The organism is Marseilla massiliensis, from assembly GCF_023336985.1.
Classification (GTDB): Bacteria; Bacteroidota; Bacteroidia; order Bacteroidales; family Bacteroidaceae; genus Prevotella; species Prevotella intestinigallinarum.
On record NZ_JAMBLP010000004.1, the window covers coordinates 104347 to 129141 of the forward strand.

A 24795-nucleotide genomic window follows, 5' to 3' on the forward strand; every position below is an offset into this window, starting at 1 on the left:
AATGTTCATCGTATAAAATAGTTGTCTATATGAGTCGTTCGATGGTTTTGCTTGCCTTGCTGGCAGTGTTGGCCACGCCCTCCGCGTCGTTGGCACAGGCCGGTTCCGCCGGAGTTTTCTTGCGCGACGTCGCTACCGGCGAGTGGATTATTGGATTGATTGGCGACCGTGCCGTCTACGATGATTGCCTATGGCGTTGCGACAAAGAGGCGGGCGGCGGCTACCGGCTTACTTCGGCCAACCGTCAGGTAGGCGTGTCGTTGGGGCGCGGCAGGGTTGCAGTCGGCGGGCAGAGCCATGCCGTGACCGAGTTTTCCGGGCCGTTTGTGCCGCCATATCCATCGCCTTCGGCCGACACCATGGCGTTGGCACCCCTGCAGCGCACGGATACCGCCACCTTCGTTTTGGTGAGCCGCAGCCGCCGTCAGTATTACGACTACCTTGAACTTGTTGACGACTCGATGCCCGGAAGCGTCTTGCTTCATCCCCATGCCGATTCGCTGGGCCGCGTCGTTGTGCGCCATGCCACCCGAAGACCGGCCTGCCTGCGCCTTTTGAGCAGGGCCGACACTGTGAACCGGCCCATCGCTTCGGTCATGGCCTACTGCAGTCCGGGCGACACCGCGCTGCTTTACGTCGACGACATCAACGGGCGTGCCTATTTCATGGGCAGCCAATCGAGGGTGAACAACGAACTGATGGCAGCAGGGGCAACCTCTGTTTACCGGCTTACTTTCCCGATGCAGACCGACGGTCTCGACTCTGCCTTGGCTGCTTTCGGCCGCTCTTGGGCAAAGAGCCGGCTGTCCATCGATTCTATTTGCGCCGTCCGACCGGGCATCTCGGCTGCAACCATGCGCTGCCTTGAGGCTTACGGCCGCTTCTGCTATGCCTTTGAATGCACTTACAAGGCGTGGAGCGAGCTCACCGCCGACAGGTCGGGGGAGCTGTCCGCCGGGTTGGCCGCGACCAATGGCGTGCCGGCGCTATGCCGCCGGGTGGTTGCCGGGTTTGCGGCCGACTATGAGGCGTCTGCGTTTCCGCCATCGTGGGCGGCCACGTCGTTCAGGAAGGTATATGCCCCGTTGCGTTTCGTGCTGGAAAACAATCTCACACAGGCAACCCAATGCCCGGCGTCGGGGGCAGGGCAGGTTGTTGTCGACTCGTTGAAAGCCAAGGGGAGGTTGTTGTTTGAGAAACTTCTGCGGCCTTATCGCGGCAAGGTTGTATACTTGGACCTGTGGGGAGGGTGGTGCGCACCGTGCCTTGCAGAGATGAAACATGCGCAGGCCCTGCGCGACAAGCTGCGCTCCGAGGGTGTGGTTTTCATGTATCTGGCCAACAATACCAACGGCGAGCTGTACCGAGAGCTCGTCTCGCGGTTCGGGCTTGATGCCCCCGGCTCAGTCAGCTTCAACCTTCCGCCCGACCAGCAGGCCGCCATCGAGAGCTATCTTTCGGTGGATGCTTTCCCCACATATCTAATAATAGACCGCGAGGGCAATGTGGTAGGTGGCGTGGTGCCCAGGCCCGGCCAGGCTGCCGAGCTTGCGAAGGCCCTGAGGGAGGCCGGGGCAAGGTAGCCGCCGGGCGCCGGCGGGCGCGTCAGCCTTGCCTTTCGTGCCTGTATTGCTTGGGCGACATGCCCATGGTCTTGGCAAAAAGGCGTGAGAAATAGTAGCAGTCTTCAATGCCGACCTTATGGCATATCTGGTTGACCTTCATCCCGGTGGATGCCAGCAGGCGGCACGCCAGATTGATTTTCAGCAAGTTGAAGTAGCCGAGCGGGCTGTGGCCGGTCTGCTGCTTGAACATCGACGAGAAGTGAGAAGGCGAATATCCCGTGTAGCCGGCTATGTCGCGCAGCGACAGATGCTTCTCCGCGTTCTCTTTCATATAGTGTATTGCCGCCCCGACAACGTCGGTAGAGCGTGGCTTCGGGTCGGCATTGCGGAACAGCGTTATGTATCTCATCGACGCCAGGTAGTGGTGCAGCAGCGACGAGGCGTAGCGCAGGTTCTCCCGCCCGTACCCGTTGCGCAGCGTTACAAATATTTCCTCGAAAATGTTGTTGCGCTCGCTGATGCGCGACATGGCCCCCGGCTTTACGTCGTTTGGCCTGAGGGCGCCTTCGGCATAGATGGCGGCATGCGCCCCGGTGAAGTGAACCCAGTAGATGGTCCACGGCTCTTGTTCGTCGGCGGCGTATGTGTGCGGTTTGCCGGCAGGCAGGATTACATACTGGTCGGCCCCTACGTCATGCCTTTCGCCGCCTACACAGTACCACCCCGCGCCCTCTACACAGTATATCAGCACGTATTGCGATATGGGTTGCGTGCGTTCGCGGTAGTGGCCGGCGGCCTTTGGGTAGTATCCTATGTCTGTTATGTATAGGCTGGAAGCCAGCGGGTCGGCGCTCTCAATGTCGATGGCCATCTGCGGCAATACTATCACCTGTTCGCCGTTGAATCCGTCTTTCTGTTTCATACCATTGCTTTTTGCCGCCACTAAGTTAGTATTTTTCTTCTGTTCACCAAAACTTTTGCCTGCAAAACGCTGCCCACGGGCCACCATTGCCGCCTGTCTTCCAGCCACGGCCGCTACTTGTGGTGGGGCTGGCTGCCATCGCCCGGCACGCAGCCGTGGCGGCTGTGGGTGGGCGCTTGCCGCTTTCGGCGTTTCCTCTGTATCGTGCCGCCGTGGCTCACGTGCCCCGGCAGGCCTGCCGCAGGCCGTTGCCCGCTGTGTGCGGCAGGCTGGCAAACGGCGCAGCCGCAAGTGTAAAAAACGTTAAACACACCCGTTCGCAATCACAAATTGTGATTTTTGCTGTAAAAAGAGCTACCTTTGTGCGTCGCAACCGTGTTTGGGGCGGCACTAACTATAACTATAACTAAAATTTATCAGCGAATGAGACAACGTTTACTTTCAGCCATAGGCATGGCAGCCATGGTGTGTATTGGGGCAAGCGCACAGTCGGACGTGACGCTTACCCGCAACGGCGACAGCTACAAAATGTCCAACGGAACGGTGTCGGTGAGCATCGGCAGCAACGGACGCATCCGCGAGATGACTTTCCGCGGGGGCCCCAATGTGCTGGCAAGCAATGGAGTCTACTTTGACTACACGGCCGACAAGAACGACAACCTCAACCCGACGACGTCGAAAATAGTAAGGCAGACTGCCGACTACGCGGAGGTTGTGTTCAGCAATACCACCGCCGACCTGCGCTTCGAACAGGGCTTCATCATGCGAAAGGGCGTCAACGGGGTCTACGTCTACGTAGTGGCCAACGGCACGCCCACGTCGTCCGGGGTCAACCTGAGGGAGGCTCGGGTGTGCACTAGGCTCAATTCTTCGTTTGTCAACGGTTATGTCGACGAGGTGATGAATGGCAAGATACCCACCAATGCCGAGATGGCCGTGGCCGAGCGCGAGGAGAACGTGGTGCAGGATGCCACATACCGCATGGCCGACGGGTCGATATACACCAAGTACGACTGGGCGCAGTATGTGGTGCGCGACAGCCTTCACGGGCTCATGAACGTCAACTCGGGCGTGTGGAACATACCTTGCAGCCACGAGTGGCTCAACGGTGGCCCTATGAGGCAGGAGCTTACGGTGCATGCAACGAGCAAGTCGCCCATCACGATACAGATGCTCCAGGGCGAGCACTTCGGCGCTTCGTCGCAGCGTTACGAGGATGGCGAACGCAAGATTTACGGCCCGTTCCTCATCTACCTCAATCGTGGCTCACAGCAACAGATGATTGCCGACGCCAAGCGGCAGGCCTCGCAGCAGCAGGCGGAGTGGCCTTTCGCTTGGTTTGACCATGAGATCTATCCCCTTGACAGGTCGACGGTGAGGGGGCGGCTCAGCGTTACCACCGGGCAGCCATGCGACAGTGTGCAGCTGGTGCTGGCCAAGGCCGGCACCTCTCCCTACGCCCAGGGCAAGGGATACATGTTTTGGGCAATGACAGGAGCCGACGGTTCGTTTGCCATTCCCAATGTGCGCAAGGGCACCTACACGCTTTACGGATATGCAACCAAGGGGGGCGTGACCGACGAACTGCAGCGCGCCGACATCGAGGTGGGCGGTTCTGACGTCGACCTCGGCGTTGTCGAGTGGACGCCAGAGTGCCGTGAGCGGCTGTTGTGGCAGATAGGGGAAAACAATCGCTTGGCCGACGGGTTCATGTATAGCGACACCTGCAGGGCTTACGGGCTGTGGGAGCTGCCCCCTGCCGACCTTAATTATATAATAGGTGAGAGCGACCCGGCCACCGACTGGTATTTCGCGCAGACCAAGAACGGCACGTGGACGGTGTCGTTCAATCTCGACGACAACCTGTCGGGCACGGCCCTGCTCACTGCTTCGATGGCCGGGGTGACCAACAACCCCAAGGTCGAGGTGGCCGTCAATGGCACTGTGCAGGCCAATTGGAACCTTGCCCAGAACGATGCAGCCATATACCGCAGTGCTGTGCTGGGCGGCAACCACCGTGTCGAGACGTGTGAGTTTCCCGCATCCGTGCTTCACAAAGGCACCAACACGGTGGCGTTCACCATGTCGGGCATACGGAGAAACGGCGGGGTGATGTACGATTGCATCAAGCTTGAGGCCGGCGCGAAAGTGGTGTCGGGCATATCCGAGGCCGACGTCGAGGTGGCCGACGGGCCGGTAGAGCTGTTCACCGTCGGCGGACAGAAGATTGGCGTGTTCAACTCCATAGGCGAGGCCGGGTTGGATGGCGGCATCTACATCTATCGCCGTGGCGCCCGGTCGGGGAAAATAGTGCTTTAAACAAGCCAGCCGCTGCGGCATCAGCCGTCGGCGGCAGCACGGCCGACTTCCACAGCCTCCCGCACGCCGGTGCGGGAGGCTGTTTTTCAGCCTTCGGCCAAGCTCGTTCTATGCTGTGGCCGTTTCCGTAATATTGTCCATCTTTTTAGTTGCTTTTGTCTATTGTCGCTCTTGTCCATATTCATTATCTTTGCACCGAGACTCAAACTAAAAACCTAACGCAACATAATTATGGACAGTTACAACAAGAAATTTGTCTATTTCATTTGCCTCGTGTCGGCATTGGGCGGCCTGCTCTTTGGCTACGACTGGGTCGTTATCGGCGGGGCGAAACCGTTCTACGAACTTTATTTCGGCATTGCCGACTCACCGTCGGCCCAAGGTCTGGCCATGACCATTGCATTGATAGGGTGCATGATAGGTGCCATGCTGTGCGGCACGTTGGCCGACCGCATAGGCCGCAGGCGCCTGCTGGTGGTGTCGGCGCTCATATTCCTGCTCTCGTCGGTAGCCACCGGGGCTTTTTCCGACTTCCACTCTTTCCTCGTGGCCCGCTTCTTCGGCGGCATCGGCATTGGCGTCGCCTCCGGGCTGTCGCCCATGTACATAGCCGAGGTGGCCCCGACAAAGGTGCGCGGCAAGCTCGTGTCGCTCAACCAGATGACCATCGTGCTCGGTATACTTGGCGCGCAGATAACCAACTGGCTCATTGCCGAGCCAATACCCGGTGGCAGCACAGCCGCCGACATCGCCGCGTCGTGGAACGGACAGATGGCATGGCGGTGGATGTTCTGGGCTGCCGCAGTGCCTTCAGCCTTGTTCCTTGTGCTCGCCTTCTTCATTCCTGAGAGTCCGCGGTGGCTCGCTTTGAAGGGAAATGACGCTGAAGCTCTTGCCATCCTGACCCACATAGGGGGCTCAGAGTATGCCGGCCGTGAGCTTGCGGCGGTCAAGTCGGCCAATGCCGCCGATGCTCAACAGGGCGGTTTGGGCATGCTTTTCAGCCGTCCGTTCCGCCGCGTGCTGCTGCTTGGCGTAGTCATTGCGGTCTTCCAGCAGTGGTGCGGCACCAATGTCATATTCAATTATGCACAGGAAATCTTCCAGTCGGCGGGCTATGAGATAGGCGATGTGCTGTTCAACATCGTCGTGACCGGCATCGCCAACGTGGTGTTTACCATCGTTGCGATATTCACCGTCGACCGTCTTGGGCGGCGGGCCCTGATGTTGCTCGGTGCCGGAGGGCTTTGCGCCATCTACCTTATACTTGGTGTGTGCTACTACTTCCACGTCACCGGCTTCTTCATGATTGTGCTCGTGGTGCTCGCCATAGCCTGCTATGCCATGACGCTTGGCCCTTGCACGTGGGTGCTCATATCCGAACTGTTCCCCAACAAGGTGCGGGCCGTGGCCGTGGCCACGTGTACCTTTGCCCTGTGGGTGGGTTCTTCCACGCTCACCTACACCTTCCCGCTGCTCAACACTGCCCTCGGCAGCTACGGCACGTTCTGGATTTACTCGGCGGTGTGCCTCTTCGGCCTGCTGTTCTTTGTGTTCCGCCTGCCCGAAACCAAGGGCAAGTCGCTCGAAGAACTGGAGAAAGAGATGGTGGGGTGAGGCCCCTCCCCAGCCCTCCACATAACGGGGAGGGAGCCCGTTGGCCGGAATGCGGCGGCAAAGCATGGCATTATGATATAAAACGAGACATATATAAAATAAAGACAAACACCAACCCCACTCCCAGTACAGTGTCGACATCCCCGGCACAGGGTTCCCTCCCCACGGGGGAGGGGTAGGGAGGGGCTTATATTTAGCACTATGGTAAAAGCATGGAGAGAGGTTGTGACGATACCAACCTATGAAGTCGGCAAGCCCGACAAGAACCCGATGTTTCTCGAGAAGCGCGTATACCAAGGCTCGAGTGGCGTGGTTTATCCCTATCCCGTGATAGAGTCGATAGCCGACGAGAAGCACGACAAGCAATACAATGCAGTGTTTCTTGAGAACGAATACATCAAAGTGATGATTCTTCCCGAGCTCGGGGGAAGGGTGCAGATGGCATACGACAAGGTGAAGCAGCGCCATTTCGTGTATTACAACCACGTGGTGAAGCCTGCCCTCGTAGGTCTTACGGGACCGTGGATATCCGGCGGCATCGAGTTTAACTGGCCGCAGCACCACCGTCCGTCAACTTTCCTGCCCGTGGACAGCACCATCGAGGAGAACGCCGACGGCTCGGTAACGGTCTGGGTCAACGAGATGGAGCGCATGTTCCACCAGAAGGGCATGGCCGGATTCACCCTTCGACCCGGTTGCGCCCGCCTCGAGATACGCGGACATTTGTATAACCGCACGCCTATGCCGCAGACATTCCTGTGGTGGGCCAACCCGGCTGTGGCCGTGAACGACGAATACCAGAGCGTGTTCCCGCCCGACATCAACGCCGTTTTCGACCACGGCAAGCGCGCCGTGAGCTCTTTCCCGATAGCAACGGGCACATATTACAAGATGGACTACTCGGCGGGAGTGGACATTTCCAACTATAAGAACATAAAGGTGCCCACGTCTTACATGGCCGTCAACTCAAAGTACGACTTCGAGGGGGGCTACGAGAACGACTCACATGGGGGTATGCTGCATGTGGCAAGCCACCACCTGTCGCCCGGAAAGAAGCAGTGGACATGGGGCAACGGCGATTTCGGGCGTGCCTGGGACCGCAACCTGACCGACAGCGACGGCCCGTACATCGAGCTGATGGCCGGTGTCTACACTGAAAACCAGCCAGACTTCACGTGGCTGATGCCTTATGAAGAGAAGCGTTTCACGCAGTATTTCATGCCGTATCGCGAACTGGGGATAGTCAAGAACGCCTCGCGCGATCTGGTGATGAACATTGTTGAGGCCGACGGTGGGGCCAGGCTGATGGTCCAGGCCACGTGCAAGGCCCGCGTAGAGGTGCTCGTCAGGGGCGACGAAGGGGGCAGGGTGTTGTATGGAAACACTATCGACATGAGCCCGGAGGCCGTGTTCGACGAGATTGTTGATGTAATCGGAACACCCCTCGACGCCCTTACAGTAGAGCTGTACATCATCCACGACAATGGCCGGAGGGTGCTTTCGCTTTCATGGCACGCCGAGCCCGACGAGATACGCCCCGTGCCCAATGCCGCCGAAGCGGCCCTGCAACCGGCCGAGATAAAGACAACAGAGCAGCTTTACCTTACCGGGCTTCATCTCGAACAGTACCGCCACGCCACCTTCTCGCCCGTAGATTACTATGAAGAGGCGTTGCGCCGCGACCCCAACGACTACCGTTGCAACAACGCTCTCGGCCTGTGGTACCTGCGCCGCGGACGCTTTGCCGTTGCCGAGCCTTACCTCAGGCATGCCGTCGGGGTGATAATGCGCCGCAACCCAAACCCATACGACGGCGAGCCTATATACAACCTGGCCCTCTGCCTCAAGTGCATGGGACGTTGCGACGAGGCATACGAGCTGTTCTGGAAGTCGACATGGAACAAGGCATGGGCCGATGCCGGCTATCTGGCAGCCGCACAACTGTCGTTGATGCAGGGCCGACTTGACGATGCTCTCGACGAGGCGGAACGTGCGCTCGACAACAACCGACGCAACCACAAGGCACGCGCGTTGCTCGCAACGGTGCTCAGGGTGTTGGGACGCGAGGCCGATGCCGTGGCATTATGCGACGAGTCGCTGGCCCTCGATCCCTTCAACTACGGTTGCCTTTACGAGAAATACATCATCACGGCCGACGAACAGTTGCTCGACAAGCTGCGCGAGATGATGCACGGCATGCCAAACAACTACGACGAACTGGCCCTCGACTACATGCAGATGGGCCGCCCGGAAGAGGCGTTGGCCGTGTGGGGCATGGCCGAAAGCGCCGGTGCGGTCACGCCGATGACCTATTACTACATGGGTTGGGCCGGCGATGCGGGCGCGTTTGCCCGTGCTGCCGCAGCCGATGCGGCCTATTGCTTCCCCAACCGCATCGAAGACGTGCTGGCGCTGCAGGCCGCCATGGACGCCAACCCGCAGGATGCGCGCGCTCCTTACTATCTTGGCTGCCTATATTACGACAAGCGCCAGTATGGCGTGGCCACCGAACTGTGGCAGCGTTCGGCCGAGCTCGACCCGCAGTTCCCCACCGTTTGGCGCAACATGGCGCTGGCTTTGTTCAACAAACAGGGCGAGCACGAGCGGGCACTCGAGTGCATGGAGAGGGCGTTCAGCCTCGATGAGACCGACGCCCGCGTGCTGATGGAGCTCGACCAGCTTTACAAGCGCCTGCAGAAACCGCACGCCTGGCGCCTCGAACGCCTGATGAGCCATCCCGAACTCGTGGCCCGGCGCGACGACTTGCTGCTCGAAGAGGCCACGCTACTTAACCAGACAGGACGCTACGAGGAGGCCATGGCCATCATCGACGGCCATGTGTTCCACCCGTGGGAAGGAGGCGAAGGCAAGGTTACGGCCCAATACCAGACGTGCCGCGTTGAGCTGGCAAAGCGGGCGCTGGCGTCGCATGAGTATGAAAAGGCCATAAGGCTGCTCGACGAGTGCCTCGTCTATCCGCACAACCTCGGCGAGGGCAGGCTCGAAGGGGCCCAGGAAAACGATTTCCACTACTTCCTCGGCTGCGCATACAGCGCCATGGGCAACGAGGCCAAGGCCCGCGAGTGCTGGGAAAAAGCCACCAAGGGGCCCCAGGAGCCTGCGGCGGCCATGTATTACAACGACGCCAAGCCCGACAAGATATTCTATCAGGGGCTTGCCCTGATGCGCCTTGGCAGGCAGGGCGAGGCCAACGGGCGCTTCCATCGACTTGTCAACTATGGCAAGCAGCATGTTTTTGAGAAGGTGGTGATGGATTATTTTGCCGTTTCATTGCCCGACCTGCTCATCTGGGAAGACTCGCTCGACGCGAAGAACGCCATACACTGCACGTATATGCTTGCGCTCGGCTATTACGGACTGGGCGACATGAAGCACGCGCTGCGCTATCTCGGCGAGGTAGAGCGCATGGACATAAACCACCAGGGAGTGCAGGCACTGCGCACGTTGCATTCGTTGTTTTGATTGACGCCGGTGGGCCGTGGCTTTGGTCATGGCCCACCGGCTTGCCTTTATCTGCAAACCCGTCTTAGCACATTGTTCTTTTTCTTATGTACAAATATCTGTTTTCATTGATACTCGTGGCCGTCATGGCTTCAGCCGCCGCCGCGCAAGACTGCCTTGACATCAGCGGCGAATGGCTTTGCGGGGGCACGACGCCAGTCAGACTGCCCGGAACCACCGATGACGCACGCCTCGGAGAGCCTAACAGGCTGGGGCCGGCAATGGCCAAGCCACAGCTGACCCACCTCACGCGACGCCATTGTTTCATGGGCGAGGCGCGTTACCTGCGCCGTGTCGACATACCCAAGGCCATGGCCGGACGGCCGCTTAGGGTAACGTTTGAGCGTGTGTTGTGGCGCAGCCGGCTTTTTGTTGACGGTCGCGACATGGGCCAGAGCCAGGAAAGCCTTGTCTCCCCGCATGTCTACACCATCCCCCGGGGGCTTGCCGAAGGCGCCCATGAGATAGAGCTTCGCGTGGACAACAGCAAGCAATACGATATATTGTACAATGAGATGTGCCATGCCTACACCGATGAGACACAAATCAAATGGAACGGGGTGCTCGGACGGATGGAGATAACGGCGCTGGCCGACGTCGAGATAGCGTCGCTCGATGTTTATCCCGACGTGGCCGGACGGCGCATCAGCGTGGCTGCCAGGCTGTCGAAGCATGGCGGCGGTCGCGCCAAGGGCGTGCTCACCTTGGGCGTGAGGCAACTTTCAACAGGTTGCAGGCTGCCTGTGAAGAGCCTGAGGGTGGCATTGCCCGACTCTGCCACCGATGTCACGGCATGGTATGACATGGGCGACGACGTAAGGCTGTGGAGCGAGTTCGACCCCACACTCTACGAGCTTACAGCCGAATATGACGGCGGTGGCATACATGCGGGGCGCAACGTTACCTTCGGCATGCGCGAGATTGGCTCCGAAGGAGGCCGACTGCTGGTCAATGGGAGGCGCACCTTCCTGCGGGGCACGCTCGAGTGCTGTGTCTTTCCGCTCACCGGCACGCCGCCGACAACCGAAGACGGATGGCTGAAAGTGTTTGCCACTGCGCGCGACTGGGGCCTCAACCACCTGCGCTTCCACTCCTACTGCCCTCCCGAGGCAGCCTTCAGGGTGGCCGACCGCATGGGGTTCTACCTGCAGGTTGAGCTGCCCTGCTGGTCGCTCAACATCGGGCGCGACAAGGCGGTGGAGCTTTTCTTGCGCCGTGAGTTCGACAACATTGTGGCAAACTATGGCAACCATCCGTCGCTGTGCCTCGTAAGCTGTGGCAATGAGCTGCAGAGTGACTTCACGGTGCTCAATTCCATGGTGCGCGACATGAAGCAGAAAGACCCCCGCCACCTTTATTCCACAACCACATACACCTTTGAGCGCGGCCACGGAGGGCATCCCGAGCCCGAAGACCAGTTCTTTGTCACCCAGCGTACCGACAGTGGCTGGGTGCGCGGCCAGGGCGTGTTCGATGCCGAGCGCCCGTCGTTTGAAAAAGACTATGCCGCATCCGTGGGCACGCCTTCCGTCCCTTTGATTTCTCACGAGATAGGCCAGTATGCCGTATATCCTAATGTCCGTGAGATTGAGAAGTACACCGGGGTGCTCGACCCGCTCAACTTCAAGGCCGTGCGCGACGACTTGCGCGACAAGGGACTGCTCAAGTTGGCCGACGATTTCTTTGATGCCTCGGGGCGTTTTGCCGCCATTCTGTATAAAGAGGAGGTGGAGCGTGCGTTGAAGACGCCTGGGTTCAGTGGCTTCCAACTGCTCGGCCTTCAGGACTTCCCGGGCCAGAGCACGGCCCTCGTGGGTCTTGTAGATGCTTTTTGGGACAACAAGGGTTTTATGTCTCCCGCCGATTTCCGCTGTTTCTGCGCCCCCGTTGTTCCGTTGGCGCGGTATGGCAAGGCGGTTTACACAACCGACGAGACGTTTGATGCGGCCGTCGAGGTGGCCAACTACGGGCGTGAAGCCATTGCTGGCGGCCGCCTCGTGTGGACGCTGGCCGACGACTTGGGGCGCACCGTGGGCAGCGGCGCGACAGACTGCGGCACCATCGCTCAGGGCGGCCTTACTGCCCTGGGGCGCGTCAAGGTGGATTTGGGCGGCGTGGCCGGGCCTTGCCGGCTAACGTTGCGCGTGGCTTTGGACGGCACTCCGTGGCGCAACAGCTGGCACATCTGGGTGTATCCGCCCACCGCGGGGGTTGATTGTGGCGACGTGGTGCTGACGGCCGACTGCGACGAGGCTGCCAGGGCGCTGGCCAAAGGCCGTAAGGTGCTCTTCTCGCCCGCCGAAAAGCACCTCGAGGGGCTTGAAGGCAAGTTTGTGCCTGTGTTCTGGAGCCCTGTCCACTTCCCCAAGCAAGCCGGCACCATGGGCGTGCTCTGCAACCCGAGCCATCCCGCGCTGGCGTCGTTCCCCACAGAGTCGCATTCCGACTGGCAGTGGTGGGGGCTGATGAAGAACTCAAAGGTGCTGGTGACGGATTCGCTGCGCAATGTCGTTCCGATAGTGAGCGTGATAGACAACTTTGCCAACAACCGCCGTCTTGCTGCTGCCATCGAGGCGCGTTGCGGCGGTGGCAGGCTGCTGTTCACGTCGATGAACCTCATCGAGAAGATGGATTCGTGCCCAGAGGCGCGCCAGATGGCGGTCAGTCTGTTGCGTTACATGAACTCGGCCGACTTTGCCCCTGCCGCAGAAATGACCGTAGGCGAGCTGCGTTCGTTTATCTCGGCTACCGACAACAGCATTAAGACCGGTGCCGAGTCTATCTACTGACACCGGTATGCGGCTCAGCCAGCAAGCCGTTTCGTGCCACTTGCTTAAGCTGCCTGTGGGCTGCGGTGCAACTGTTTGGCATCCAGCGCGTTGCAGAACGGGCCGTTTCCTGCTGCAAAACGGCCCGTTCTGAGTGCCGAAAAGCGTTGTTTCGCAATGCAATACGGCCGATGTTGAAAACCTGTCCGGTCAATGGCGTTTGGCAGAAGGCGTGCGTAGGCCCGACAGGCCCGGTGGGGGCAGTGGTGCATGGCGGCATGGCGATGTTTTGCCCGGGGCATTGCTTGATGTCTGTGCGAGTGCGTCGAATGCGCTATTTTAAGATAATGATGATGGCAAACTACATGAATCAACAAACGTAATGTGCAGTATGAAACATGCAGATGGTCTGCTGCGTGTCATGCATGCAGCCCTGATGCCCGGCCCAATGTACGGCCCGGAGGGCATACGGGTGGCCCCCCGAAGGGCGGCAAAGGCCGGGGGCTTGCCGTGGCAGGCCGCCGTGGCTGCGGCAGTATGGCGTTGTGCAGCCCCTGTGGCTGTTCCGGCAACTTTGTTTTAAGATTTGATTGTATGCACGCAATACTCTTTTGTTTTTTCAGTTATGTCAATATAATGTTTAATAAAAAATAAATCAAAATCTGAATCTGATATGAAACAGCTAATGAAAGGATTCTTGCTGGCAGGGGCCATGGTGCTTTCAGCACACTGCCTTGTGGCGCAAGTGCCCGAAGTAAAGTGGGATTCGCGCAGCCTTATCATAGGCGGCAAGCGCGTGGTGCCCGTGATGGGCGAGGTGCATTACTCCCGAATACCCGCCGACGAGTGGCAGCGCGAGGTGCGGAAGATGAAGGATGGCGGCGTGACAATCATCGCCAACTATGTGTTTTGGAACCATGTCGAGGAGCAGGAGGGCATATTCGACTGGAGCGGACAGCGCGACCTGCGCCGCTTCCTTGAGGTTTGCAAGGCCGAAGGCATGCCTGTGGTGCTGCGCATAGGCCCGTTCTGCCATGGCGAGGCACGCTGCGGTGGCATCCCCGACTGGGTTTTTACAAAGGGATGCCGCACGCGCGACACCAACAAGACGTTCATGTCGTTTGTCGACAAGCTCTACAGGCAAATCTATTCTCAGGTGATTGGCTTGCAGTGGAAGGACGGAGGGCCGGTAGTGGCCGTGCAGTTTGACAACGAGCAGCGCAACGGCAACTATCTCATGGCACTCAAGAAGCTGGCCCTGTCGATAGGCTTCGACCTGCCGTTCTACACCCGCACGGGGTGGCCAGAGCTTACGCGGCCCGTGCCTTACGGCGAGATGCTGCCGCTGTATGGCGACTATGCCGACGGCTTCTGGGACCGCTCTACCAAGGAAACGGCCGGAAACTATTACAAGGCGTTCAACTTCAAGGCCTTCCGCAGCTCGACGGCGATAGCCAGCGAGCAGCTCGGCGAGCAGAAAGAGAGGCTCAGCAAGGGCGACGAGCAGTATCCGTACTTCACTTGCGAGCTTGGGGGCGGCATGATGACTTCATACCATCGCCGCGTCTACGTATATCCCGAAGACGCCTATTCGCTGGCCATTGTCAAGCTGGGCAGCGGCAGCAACCTGCTCGGATACTATATGTACCACGGCGGCACCAACCCCGACGGCAAGCTGACATACCTAAACGAAAACCAGCGCACGCCCGCGACAAACCACAACGACCTGCCTGTGAAGACGTATGACTTCCAGGCTCCGCTCGGCGAATTTGGCCAGCGCAACCCTCATTTCTACACTCTGCGCAAGCTGCACATGTTTATGCACGACTATGCCGAGACGCTGGCACCGATGGATGCCTCGTTTCCGTGCCCGCAAGACATAAAGAAAGGCGACGACAGCCACCTCAGGTGGGCTTACCGTTCGCAGGGCGACAGCGGCTTCGTCTTTGTCAACAACTACGAGAGACTGCAGAACCTGACCGACAAGCGGGGCGTGCAGTTCAGCGTATGCGGCGTCACCTTCCCCCGCAAGCCTATGACCATACCGGCCGGCACGGCCTGCATCTTCCCGGTAAACATCGACGGCATCAGGTATGCAACGGCGCAAATCATAGCCAAGCGCGACGGAAAGATATACTTGGAGCAGATAAAAGGCGTGCCCACAGAGATATGCGTCGACGGCAAGACGCTCAGAAACGTCAAGCCAAAGGGCATAGGCAAGCCCGTTTACCGCAACATTTACCTCGTCGACTCTGAGACGGCCGGAAGGCTTTTCTTGCCTGATGAGGCCCGCCCTGGCATGAAGGTGGGCGTCGAGCTTGCCAAGGTGCGCGAGGCAGGCGAGCCGCGCAAGATAACCATCGGCGTGCAGAAAGTGGCCGAAGAGCCAACCGACGACGACTTCAATGCGGCAGCTGTATACACCATAGGCCTGCCGGCCGACAGCCTGCGAGCCGACCGCCTGCTGCGTATTGACTACCGGGGCGACGTGGCACGGCTTTATGCCGACGGCAAACTCGTGGCCGACAACTTCTACAACGGCCGCCCCTTCCTGTTCGGACTATGGCGGCTGCCGGCCGGATGCAGCCGGCTGGAGCTGCGCATACTGCCGTTGCAGAAAGACATGCCGGTGTATTTCCCGCGTGAGGCCAACGTCAGCGAGCCGGGCGAGCAGGTTTACGGTGTGACCACACTCACCCTCACAGAGTATTGAACAGGGCTGCCAGGCAGCCAACAACAAGTTTTAAGCAACATCATTTTATTTATATGAATAAGAGACTATTATCAATCTTGCTTGTGCTTGCGGCCATGTCGGCCCATGCGCAGGACAAAATCGACCTGGCGGGAGAATGGAATTTCGTGCAGGGCGATACCCCCGACTACAACGACCGGGTGACATTGCCCGGCTCTATGCTCACCAATGGCAAGGGAAACGAGGTGGCCGTCGAGACGAAATGGGTGAGCAGCCTCTACGATTCGTCGTTTTTCTTCAACCCGTACATGGCCAAATACCGCCAGCCGGGCAAGATGAAGTTCCCCTTTTTCCTCACTCCGGACAAGCACTACGTGGGCAATGCGTGGTACAGCCGTAGGGTCAGCGTGCCAAAGGCGTGGGGCAAGAAGCGCCTGCTGCTCTATCTTGAGCGCCCGCACATAGAGACCACGGTGTTCATCAATGGCAGGCAGGTGGGCCGCGACTCGTCGCTCAGCGTGCCGCACGTGTTCGATGTGACCGACTACGTGGCCCCGGGGCGCGACAACGAGATTGCCATCAAGGTGTACAACGGCATCGAGAATGTGTGCGTGGGGCAAGACTCGCACAGTGTGACCGACCAGACGCAGGGCGACTGGAACGGCATTGTGGGCCGCATGGAGCTGCAGGCGCGGCCCGAGGTGTACATCGGCAACGTACAGGTTTACCCCGACATCGACGCCAAGACCATCGACGTGGTGCTTAAGGTTGTGGGCGGCAAAGGCAAATACGACGTTAAGTTCAACGTGGCCGGGCGCGACTTTGAGCACAAGAGGCTTGTGGCCGGGGCCGACGGGGCCGTCAGGGTGACGCTGCCCATGGGAGACGATGTAAAGCTGTGGGACGAGTTTGAGCCCAACCTGTACACGCTGACGTCGGTGCTCGGCGCCGACACCGTGCAGACCGACTTCGGAATGCGCAAGATTGAGGTTCGCGGCAGGCAGTTCTACCTTAACGGCCGCCCCATCTGGATGCGCGGAACGGTAGAGAACTGCTGCTTCCCGCTGACGGGATATCCGCCAACCGACGAGGCTTCGTGGCTCAGGGTGTTCCGCAAATGCAAGGAGTACGGGCTCAACATGATGCGCTTCCACTCGTTCTGTCCGCCCGAGGCGGCGTTCAAGGCGGCCGACAAGGTTGGCTTCTACCTGCAGCCCGAGGGGCCGTCGTGGCCAAACCACGGTGTGCGCCTGCGCCGCGGCATGAACATAGACCACTACTTGCTTCAGGAGACGGAGCGCATGGTGGAGCATTACGGCAACCACCCGTCGTTCTGCATGCTGGCCGCCGGCAATGAGCCGGCAGGCGACTGGGTGCCCTGGGTGGGCGACTTTGTAGACCACTGGAAGCAGACGGGCGACCGCCGGCGCGTGTATTGCGGCGCGTCGGTGGGCGGCGGATGGGCCTGGGACCCCAAGAGCGAGTTTCACGTCAAGGGCGGTGCACGCGGGCTCGACTGGGACAGGCGTGCCCCACAGTCGACCGACGACTTCCTGAAGAACATAATGCAGGTGACGCAGAAGGGCCGCAAGCCTATCGTGTTCGACGTCAACGAGCCTTACCTGAGCCATGAGCTGGGCCAGTGGTGCGCATTTCCCGACCTGAAAGAGACCTCGCAGTACACCGGGGCGTACAAAGCGCGCAACTTCGAGATATTTGCCGACCTGCTGCGAGACAACGGCATGGCCTCGCAAGCCGGGAAATTCCTGATGGCCAGCGGCAAGTTGCAGACTCTGGCTTACAAGTATGACGTGGAGCGCAACCTCCGCACGCCCGACTACGCGGGCTTCCAGATGCTTGCCCTCAACGACTACAGCGGCCAGGGCACGGCGCTCGTGGGTGTGCTCAATGTGTTCTGGCGCGAAAAGGGCTACTGCACTGCCGACCAGTGGACGCAGTTCTGCTCGCCCATAGTGCCGCTGGCAAAGTTCCCGAAGTTTGTTTATACCAACGACGAGACGCTTAGCGTGGACGTCGAGATGTACAACGCATACCGCGAGACGCTGCGCGACGCCACTACGAAGTATACCGTCACCGATGCCAACGGCAACAAGGTGGCCGGCGGGCAGCTGTATGCCGGCGACATAACCGTGGGCAAGAACAGGGCTCTGGGCACGGTGTCGATGCCGCTGTCGGCCATTGCCGAACCGTCGAAGCTGAAGCTCACCGTAACAACAACGCCTACCAACAATGTTGGGCAGCGCATAGAGAACAGCTGGGAGTTTTGGGTTTATCCGGCCGAGCAGGCCATGCCCGAGGCCGAGGGCATACTTGTGACCGACACGCTCGACGCCCAGGCCGTGGCCGCATTGCGGAAAGGGGGGCGCGTTTTGATAACGGCGGCCGGAAAGGTGCGCTTTGGCAACGACGTGAAGCAGACCTACCTGCCCGTGTTCTGGAACACGAGCTGGTTTAAGATGCGCCCGCCACACACCACGGGGGCGGCCATCGACACGTCGCATCCGCTCTTCGGCGAGTTCCCCACCGACGACTGGAGCAACCTGAACTGGTGGGAATTGCTCAACAAGGCGCAGGTGATGAACCTCCGCGACTTCCCCGCTGCCTACCAGCCGCCCATCCAGCCCATCGACACATGGCACATAAGCCGCAAGCTCGGTATGCTTGTAGAGGCCAATGTGCTTGGCGGCCGACTGCTCATGACCACGATGGACATCGACAGCAACCTCGACTCGAGGCCGGTGGCGCGCCAGATGCGCAAGGCCATCATCAGCTATATGGAGAGCGACGACTTCCGTCCGTCAATCACGCTTGAGCCGGAGGTGATAACAAACTTGTTTGAAAATGAGGCCCCGGCGGTGAATATGTTCACCAACGACTCGCCCGACGAGCTTAAGCCCAAGCTCAAGTGACCGCTTGCCGTGGCTGCCCCTGCGGCTGCCCAAACGGCTTTCGAGGCTGCGCCATACCGCATGGCGCAGCCTTTTTTGTGCCTCCCGGCCGGCTGTTGCTGGCGTGGCGGCGTAGGGCCGCGAGCCGCTCGTGGCGGCGTCGGCAGTCTTCAGCCAACGTCATTCCGGCGGCCCACCACTGCGATATGGGCCGTTCGGCGTTGCAATACGGCCGATATTGCAATGCCGAACGGCCCGTTTCAGCCTGCAAAACGGGCCGTTTTCCGAAGTGGTTGGGCCACAGTCACTTGCGCAGATAGCTCGGCGCGAGGTCAACGCCGGCTGTGGCCGGGCGCTGCATGCGGCATTGTGCGCTGTAATCCAGCGCCTTTCAGTTGGGCAGCCTGCAAGACTTTTTAATACAAATCATTTTGTTGTTAGCGAAATAACGTCTACCTTTGCACCCTATAATCATTTAACGACCAACCAAAAATATGAAAAAGATACTCCTGTCGGCCATTGCCTTCATCATGGCATTGCCCTCGGTAGCCCAGTATGGCTATCCGTTCAACTCGGCATACACCGAAGAGCACAACATATATTACGGCCTGAGGCTGGGCCTCGCGCTTGCCACCGTAAACTCAGACGACGATGTGCTCGACGGCGGCAGTGTGCGCTCGGGGCTCAACATCGGTGCCATCATAGGCTTCCAGCTGTCGCCCGCGGCTCCGGTATACCTTGAGACAGGCTTGTTTTATACCGAGAAGGGAGGCAACGGAAAGGTCGACGGAGCCAAGTTTACCTACGACCTGAACTATCTCGAGCTGCCCATCCTGGCCAAATACAAGTATGATGTTGACGGCAACTTCAGCATACAGCCTTTTGCCGGAGGCTACATAGCTTGCGGTGTGGGCGGAAAGGTGAAGGACTACGGGCTCACCCCCGACGACAGGGCTGTCTACTCGTCGTTTTCGAGCGGCTTTTTCAAGCGCTTCGATGGCGGTCTGCGCATAGGTTGCGGTGCCGAATACCAGATGATTTATGCCGAGATGGCCTACGACTTCGGCCTGGCCAACATTTGCCACAGCGACTTCGACACGTCGCACACAGGGTGCTTCTACCTTAACTTCGGCGTCAACTTCTGACGGCGGGGCCCGCCGTTTGCACTGACGGGCTGCCAGCCACCGGCTTTTAAGGCGCCGCCGCCACGTCTGTCGACTGCAACCAAAAAGGCCGCAACACTCGCTTTGAGGTGAGTGTTGCGGCCTTTGCCGTGCCGGTTGTGCCTTCGGCTTACTCGTAGTGAGTGTCGAGATAGGTCACGTGGGTAACGAGATATTCCTCTACGCCGTGCTTTCCGTCGGCCCCTCCGATGCCGCTCTTCTTCACGCCGGCGTGGAATCCCTGCATGGCCTCGAAGTGCTCGCGGTTGATGTAGGTCTCGCCGAACTCAAGCCCGCGCGTCACCTTGGCAGCCGTGTCGATGTCTTTGGTGAACACCGACGATGCCAGTCCGTACTCAACGTCGTTGGCCCATGCTATCACCTGGTCGGTATCTTCAAACTCAACGATGGGCAGCACCGGGCCGAACGTCTCTTCGTGTATGATGTCCATGTCCTGGGTGCAGTTGTCAAGCAGCGTGGCGGCATAGAAATATCCCTTGTCGCCCACGCGATGGCCGCCGCAAAGCACCTTAGCCCCTTGCTTTATTGCATTTTCAACCTTGGCCTCAACGCTCTCCAGGGCGCGCTTCTCTACCAGCGGGCCCATGTCTACGGTGTGGTCTTTGCAGGGGTCGCCCACCTTCACGGCCTCAAACTTGCGCAGCAGTATGTCGGTAAACTCCTTCTTGATGTCCTTGTGCACGTATACTCGCTCGGCATTGTTGCATATCTGTCCGTTGTTGCCAATGCGGCTGTCGAGTATCCATTGTGCCGAGGCTTCGAGGTCGGCGTCGGGGAATACTATGGCCGGGGCCTTGCCGCCAAGCTCGAGCGACACTTTGGTTATGTTGTTGGCGGCGGCTTTCATGATGCTCTCGCCTGCGCTCACGCTGCCAGTCACGCTCACGATGTCGACCTTGGGGCTTCCTGCCATTTCGTTGCCTATCACGCTGCCGCGGCCGGTCACGATGTTGATGACGCCTGCGGGCAGGCCTGACTCTTCAACCACGTGGGCGAATTCGGTGCAGTTCTCGGGTGTTATCTGCGACGGCTTGATTACTATGGTGCACCCCGCTATGAGGGCGGCGCCGGCTTTGCGGGCGATGAGGAAGAACGGGAAGTTCCACGGCAGGATGCCTGCCACTACGCCGATGGGGCGCTTTGTCAGTATGATGGTTTCGCCCCGGCGGTCGCTCGGTATCACTTCGCCCTCGATGTGGCGCGCAAACGAGGCCATGTAGTCGAAGTAGTCGGCTGTCACATTAACCTCGGTCGTTGCCCAGCTGAGCGTTTTCCCTTGCTCGCGCATGATGATGTCGACGAACAGGTCTTTGCGTTTGCGTATGCCGTCAGCCAGCTTGCGCAGATACGCGGCCCGCTCGATTGCAGGTGTGGCTGCCCATGCTTTCTGTGCAGCACGTGCGGCGTCGAGGGCTTCGTTCACGTCTTCCACTGTGCCTTCCGGCTGGCGGCTTATCACCTCTTCGGTCGAGGGGTTCAACACTTCGATCCATTTGCCGGACCGACTCTCAACGAACTTGCCGTTGATGTACATTTTCAAATCTTTCATTTCTATTCTGTTTTAGGTAGATCTTTATTAGATGCATCTTATGAATGCGTAGCAAAAATAAATAAAAAAAACGAGAATGGCAGTGCCGTTCTCGTTTTTTATGATAATTTTGCGAATCGTTCCGCTTGTTAGCATTTGTGCGTCATGATGTCGAGCACCATGTTGTCGGTGGTCGCCATGGCGTCGGCACCGATGGAAGTCAGGTTGCGTATGCTCCTGTCGACGTCGTCGTCGATTATCCCTTCGGCGCTGCTGACGCACTTGCCCTCCATCGATAGCAGGGCGGAAAGCACGGCGGTAGACACGCCCGACGATATCTTCAGCGAGCAGCTTGGCTTTGCCCCGTCGCAAATCATGCCCGTGATGTTGGCTATCATGTTCTTCACCGAGTGGCATACGTGCTCATAGTTGCCGCCCATGAGGTAGGTTATGCCGCAGCTGCTGCCTATCGAGGCAACCACGCAACCGCACAGTGCCGACAGCTTTCCTAAGCTTTGCTTGATGTATATGGCCGTGAGGTGGCTCATGGTCAGCGCCCGGATGAGTTCCTCCTCGGTGTTTTCGTTCTCTGTCGCGTACACCGCTACCGGGTTGGTGGCGCATATCCCCTGGTTGCCGCTGCCGCTGTTGCTCATCACCGGTATCATGGCGCCGCCCATGCGAGCGTCGCATGCCGAGGCCGTGCGGGCTATTATCTTCGAGAATATGCTCCGGCCGAAGATGCCCTGGCTCAGCGGGCGGTCGATGGTCTTGCCCAGGTTGTGGCCGTAATTGCCCTTTATGGCCTCGCTGGCAGCCTTCATGTTGTAGTCCTTGGTTTCGGTTATGAAGCTTATCTCTTCCACCGGGGCGGTGGTGGCAAAGTCGTATACGAGGCGCATGTTGAGCCTTATGTCTTCCTCTTCCTCGCCCGCGGTGGTGTCGGTGCGGTTGTCGAGCAGTGCCTTGCCGTCTTTGCCGAGGTAGACAAACGACGTGTGGCCGCCCGCGATGATGGCCGTCGACTCGCTCCCGGCGGCCTTGCAGCATACCTCGATGTACAGTTTCTCGGTGATGCCTTCCTTGAGCTTGATGTCGATATGCTTGCCGGCAATGTATTGCTTGCCTGCCTCGAGGGCTTCGGGCGTGAGATCTTTGAGCACTTCGAGCTTGTAGTCGGACTTGCCTATCAGCGCCCCGAGGGCTATGGCTATGGGCAGTCCTATCATGCCCGTGCCCGGTATGCCTACCCCCATGGCATTTTTCAGGATGTTGGCACTAAGCAGCACGTTGATTGTTTCGGGCGTGCGCCCCAGTGTCTCGGCTGCCTTGGCTGTGCACAATGCCACCGCCATTGGTTCGGTGCAGCCTATGGCCGGTACCACTTCTTTGTGTATCAGCCTGATAATCCGGTTTCTCGTGTCCTTGTCAAGCATGGCGTTTCATCGTTTTGAGTAGTTTTCAAGGCCTTTCTTCAGGAAGTCTATGTACTCCTGCAGGTTCTCGTCGTACGACCGGCTGCCTGCCAGCGGCTTGCCGTTGTTGTCGAGCAGCACATAGAAGGGCTGCGTGTTGGCGCCCACTTTGGTGCGTTGCAGGTAGCTCCATTTGTCGCCCACGGTGCGAAGCGTGCGCTTCTGTCCGTTCTCCTCGACCTGGATGGGCTCCGGCAGTGGTGTCTTGTCGTCGACGTATAGCGATATCAGCACGTAGTCGTTGTTGAGCATGTCGGCCACTTTGGGGTCTGTCCATACGGCAGCCTCCATCTTTCGGCAGTTGACACAGCCGAAACCGGTGAAGTCTACCATTACCGGCTTGCCCTGCGAGCGTGCTGCTGCCATGCCTTCATCGTAGTCGGTGTATTTGGCTTCAACCGATTCTTCGTGCAGGTTGAAGTCTTGCGTGTTCATCGGAGGGGCGAAGGCACTGATGGCTTTCAGCGGCGCGCCCCACAGTCCGGGCACCATGTAGATGGCGAAAGCAAGCGAAATCATGGCCAGGAAGAACTGCGGCACGTTGGTGCGGTGCTCCGGGTCGTCGTGCGGAAACTTCAGCCAGCCCAGCAGGTAGATGCCCATCAGGCCGAAGATGACTATCCACAGGGCCACGAACACTTCGCGGTCGAGTATGTGCCAGCCGTAGGCAAGGTCGGCAACCGAGAGGAACTTCAGGGCGAAAGCCAGTTCGATGAAGCCCAGCACCACCTTGACCACGTTCATCCACCCGCCAGACTTCGGTGCCGACTTGAGCAGGCTGGGGAACATTGCGAACAGTGTGAAGGGTATGGCAAGGGCGATTGCGAAGCCGAGCATGCCAAGGGTGGGGCCTACAATGCTGCCTTGGGTAGACACGGCCACGAGCAGGAAGCCGATGATGGGGCCTGTGCAAGAGAATGATACGAGCGTGAGCGTGAACGCCATGAGGAAGATGCTGAGCATGCCGCTCGTGTTTTCCGACTTCTGGTCAATCTTGTTGCTCCACGACGACGGCAGCGTTATCTCGAACGCTCCGAAGAACGAGGCGGCAAACACTATGAGGAGCAGGCAGAAGAATATGTTGAACACGGCGTTGGTAGACAGGGCGTTGAGCGCGCTTGCGCCGAAGAGCAGCGTCACCACAAGGCCCAGCAGCACGTAGATGACCACTATCGAGATGCCGTAGGTGACGGCTTCGCGTATGGCTTTAGAGCGGTCTTTGTTGCGTTTGAGGAAGAAACTTACCGTCATGGGGATGATTGGCCACACGCACGGGGTGAGCAGTGCGAGGAAGCCGCCCACTATTCCGGCCAGGAAGATGTATATCAGGGAGTTGTTCTGGGCGCCTTCGTCAAAGGCGTTGAGCTCGTCGATCACCGGCGCCCACAGCTCCTTGCCTTCCGTTTGCGACATTGCGGGGGCTGCGGCAGCGGTGTCGGCCTTGGCGGTGTCGGCCGGAGCGGCCTCAGCTGTGTCCGTGGCAGTCTCCTGGCCTGCCTTTTCCTCTGGCTCCTTGGCTTGCGCGGCGGCTGCCACTGCGGGCGACTTGCCCTTCTTTACAAGTGCCACCTGCGACGGGGGCAGGCACATCTCGTCGTTGCACGCGCCGTATTCCAGGTAGCAGTCGATGTCGTATGTTGGTTTGGTGAAGCGTATCTTTTGCACAAACGTGGCGCTGCCTTCAAAGAAGCGCAGCTCCATGCCGAACATGTTGTCAAACTGTTTCACTTCCTTCCCGCGCGGTTGCAGCTTTCCTACGGTCTCGGCTCCGTCCATCTTGTTGGCGTTGAACGATGCCGAGATGGGGCCGTCGCTGCCCAGCTCGGTTGAATAGAGGTGCCAACCCTTGTCTATCTTTGCCGAGAATACTATCTCGGCTTCGTCGCCACCGAGCATTTTCAACTGCGAGGTGAAGTGAACTGGGTCTACCATCTGGGCCTTGATGGCTATGGCGACTCCCAGCATGATCATCAGTGATATGAGCTTCTTCATTTCTGTAGTGTTGATTTATTACGGTGCAAAATTAATAAAAATACTCTCAATTAATTGCAACAGTAGATAATTTATTTTATTTTTGCAGATAAAGAATGCGGTTGTCTGGCGGCTGTCTGCGTCGGTCTGCATTGCGACGCCCGTTGGCCGGGCCGGCCGTCGGGCCTGTCGCATGTTTTGATAGGGCAGTGGCGGTTGCCGACTTTTGTGAAATTTGATTCATGTCAAGGCGGCCGCTGCTAACGGATTGGGCAGCAATGGGTTTCTGTCGCGGCCATTTTGCCTCGCCAAACGGCCTGTCT

At 58.9% G+C, this 24795-nt stretch carries 12 protein-coding genes; 8 read left to right on the top strand and 4 right to left on the bottom strand.

What is annotated here, in order from left to right; all coding sequences use genetic code 11:
- The first annotated feature begins 29 nt into the window (after window positions 1–29).
- Window positions 30–1583, top strand: coding sequence for a TlpA family protein disulfide reductase (locus M3089_RS04565; protein WP_249081981.1), 1554 nt, complete (start codon window positions 30–32; stop codon window positions 1581–1583).
- Window positions 1584–1605: 22 nt separating this feature from the next.
- Here the strand turns inward: M3089_RS04565 and M3089_RS04570 are convergent, their stop codons facing one another.
- A complete protein-coding gene (locus tag M3089_RS04570) occupies window positions 1606–2487 on the bottom strand; it encodes an AraC family transcriptional regulator (RefSeq protein ID WP_205108578.1) in 882 nt (293 codons plus the stop codon).
- A 423-nt stretch (window positions 2488–2910) separates the two neighbouring features.
- Here M3089_RS04570 and M3089_RS04575 point away from each other — a divergent pair, with 423 nt between their 5' ends.
- From M3089_RS04575 to M3089_RS04605, 7 genes are all read left to right on the top strand, one after another.
- Complete coding sequence (locus M3089_RS04575) at window positions 2911–4806, top strand: polysaccharide lyase family protein (protein ID WP_249081983.1); 1896 nt, start codon at window positions 2911–2913, stop codon at window positions 4804–4806.
- A 231-nt stretch (window positions 4807–5037) separates the two neighbouring features.
- Window positions 5038–6423, top strand: coding sequence for a sugar porter family MFS transporter (locus M3089_RS04580; protein WP_249081985.1), 1386 nt, complete (start codon window positions 5038–5040; stop codon window positions 6421–6423).
- 201 nt (window positions 6424–6624) lie between these two features.
- Entirely contained in the window at window positions 6625–9906 is a 3282-nt protein-coding gene (locus tag M3089_RS04585) for a DUF5107 domain-containing protein (RefSeq protein WP_249081987.1), read from the top strand.
- Between the two features lie 86 nt (window positions 9907–9992).
- Window positions 9993–12734 carry a glycoside hydrolase family 2 protein gene (locus M3089_RS04590; protein ID WP_249081989.1) on the top strand — a complete coding sequence of 914 codons (2742 nt, stop codon included), beginning with the start codon at window positions 9993–9995 and terminating at the stop codon, window positions 12732–12734.
- Window positions 12735–13386: 652 nt separating this feature from the next.
- Window positions 13387–15426: a beta-galactosidase gene (locus M3089_RS04595; RefSeq protein WP_249081991.1), complete on the top strand. Its 2040-nt coding sequence runs from the start codon at window positions 13387–13389 to the stop codon at window positions 15424–15426.
- 53 nt (window positions 15427–15479) lie between these two features.
- Window positions 15480–18335 carry a sugar-binding domain-containing protein gene (locus M3089_RS04600; protein WP_249081993.1) on the top strand — a complete coding sequence of 952 codons (2856 nt, stop codon included), beginning with the start codon at window positions 15480–15482 and terminating at the stop codon, window positions 18333–18335.
- 473 nt (window positions 18336–18808) lie between these two features.
- Complete coding sequence (locus tag M3089_RS04605; protein WP_249081995.1) at window positions 18809–19459, top strand: porin family protein; 651 nt, start codon at window positions 18809–18811, stop codon at window positions 19457–19459.
- 148 nt (window positions 19460–19607) lie between these two features.
- On the opposite strand, the gene aldA is transcribed toward M3089_RS04605, so the two are convergent.
- The 3 genes from aldA to M3089_RS04620 form a co-directional block, all read right to left on the bottom strand.
- Window positions 19608–21047: an aldehyde dehydrogenase gene (aldA, locus tag M3089_RS04610; RefSeq protein ID WP_249081997.1), complete on the bottom strand. Its 1440-nt coding sequence runs from the start codon at window positions 21045–21047 to the stop codon at window positions 19608–19610.
- Between the two features lie 128 nt (window positions 21048–21175).
- Complete coding sequence (locus M3089_RS04615; protein ID WP_205108596.1) at window positions 21176–22462, bottom strand: L-cysteine desulfidase family protein; 1287 nt, start codon at window positions 22460–22462, stop codon at window positions 21176–21178.
- Window positions 22463–22468: 6 nt separating this feature from the next.
- Window positions 22469–24493 carry a protein-disulfide reductase DsbD family protein gene (locus M3089_RS04620; protein WP_205108598.1) on the bottom strand — a complete coding sequence of 675 codons (2025 nt, stop codon included), beginning with the start codon at window positions 24491–24493 and terminating at the stop codon, window positions 22469–22471.
- Window positions 24494–24795 lie beyond the last annotated feature (302 nt).

What these genes read in the sequence shown, in the direction of transcription:
- M3089_RS04585 (WP_249081987.1), top strand. Translation starts at nt 6,625, where the DNA reads ATGGTAAAAGCATGGAGAGAGGTTGTGACGATACCAACCTATGAAGTC.
- M3089_RS04620 (WP_205108598.1), bottom strand. Translation starts at nt 24,493, where the DNA reads ATGAAGAAGCTCATATCACTGATGATCATGCTGGGAGTCGCCATAGCC.
- M3089_RS04615 (WP_205108596.1), bottom strand. Translation starts at nt 22,462, where the DNA reads ATGCTTGACAAGGACACGAGAAACCGGATTATCAGGCTGATACACAAA.
- M3089_RS04570 (WP_205108578.1), bottom strand. Translation starts at nt 2,487, where the DNA reads ATGAAACAGAAAGACGGATTCAACGGCGAACAGGTGATAGTATTGCCG.
- M3089_RS04595 (WP_249081991.1), top strand. Translation starts at nt 13,387, where the DNA reads ATGAAACAGCTAATGAAAGGATTCTTGCTGGCAGGGGCCATGGTGCTT.
- M3089_RS04605 (WP_249081995.1), top strand. Translation starts at nt 18,809, where the DNA reads ATGAAAAAGATACTCCTGTCGGCCATTGCCTTCATCATGGCATTGCCC.
- M3089_RS04580 (WP_249081985.1), top strand. Translation starts at nt 5,038, where the DNA reads ATGGACAGTTACAACAAGAAATTTGTCTATTTCATTTGCCTCGTGTCG.
- M3089_RS04590 (WP_249081989.1), top strand. Translation starts at nt 9,993, where the DNA reads ATGTACAAATATCTGTTTTCATTGATACTCGTGGCCGTCATGGCTTCA.
- M3089_RS04565 (WP_249081981.1), top strand. Translation starts at nt 30, where the DNA reads ATGAGTCGTTCGATGGTTTTGCTTGCCTTGCTGGCAGTGTTGGCCACG.
- aldA (WP_249081997.1), bottom strand. Translation starts at nt 21,047, where the DNA reads ATGAAAGATTTGAAAATGTACATCAACGGCAAGTTCGTTGAGAGTCGG.
- M3089_RS04575 (WP_249081983.1), top strand. Translation starts at nt 2,911, where the DNA reads ATGAGACAACGTTTACTTTCAGCCATAGGCATGGCAGCCATGGTGTGT.
- M3089_RS04600 (WP_249081993.1), top strand. Translation starts at nt 15,480, where the DNA reads ATGAATAAGAGACTATTATCAATCTTGCTTGTGCTTGCGGCCATGTCG.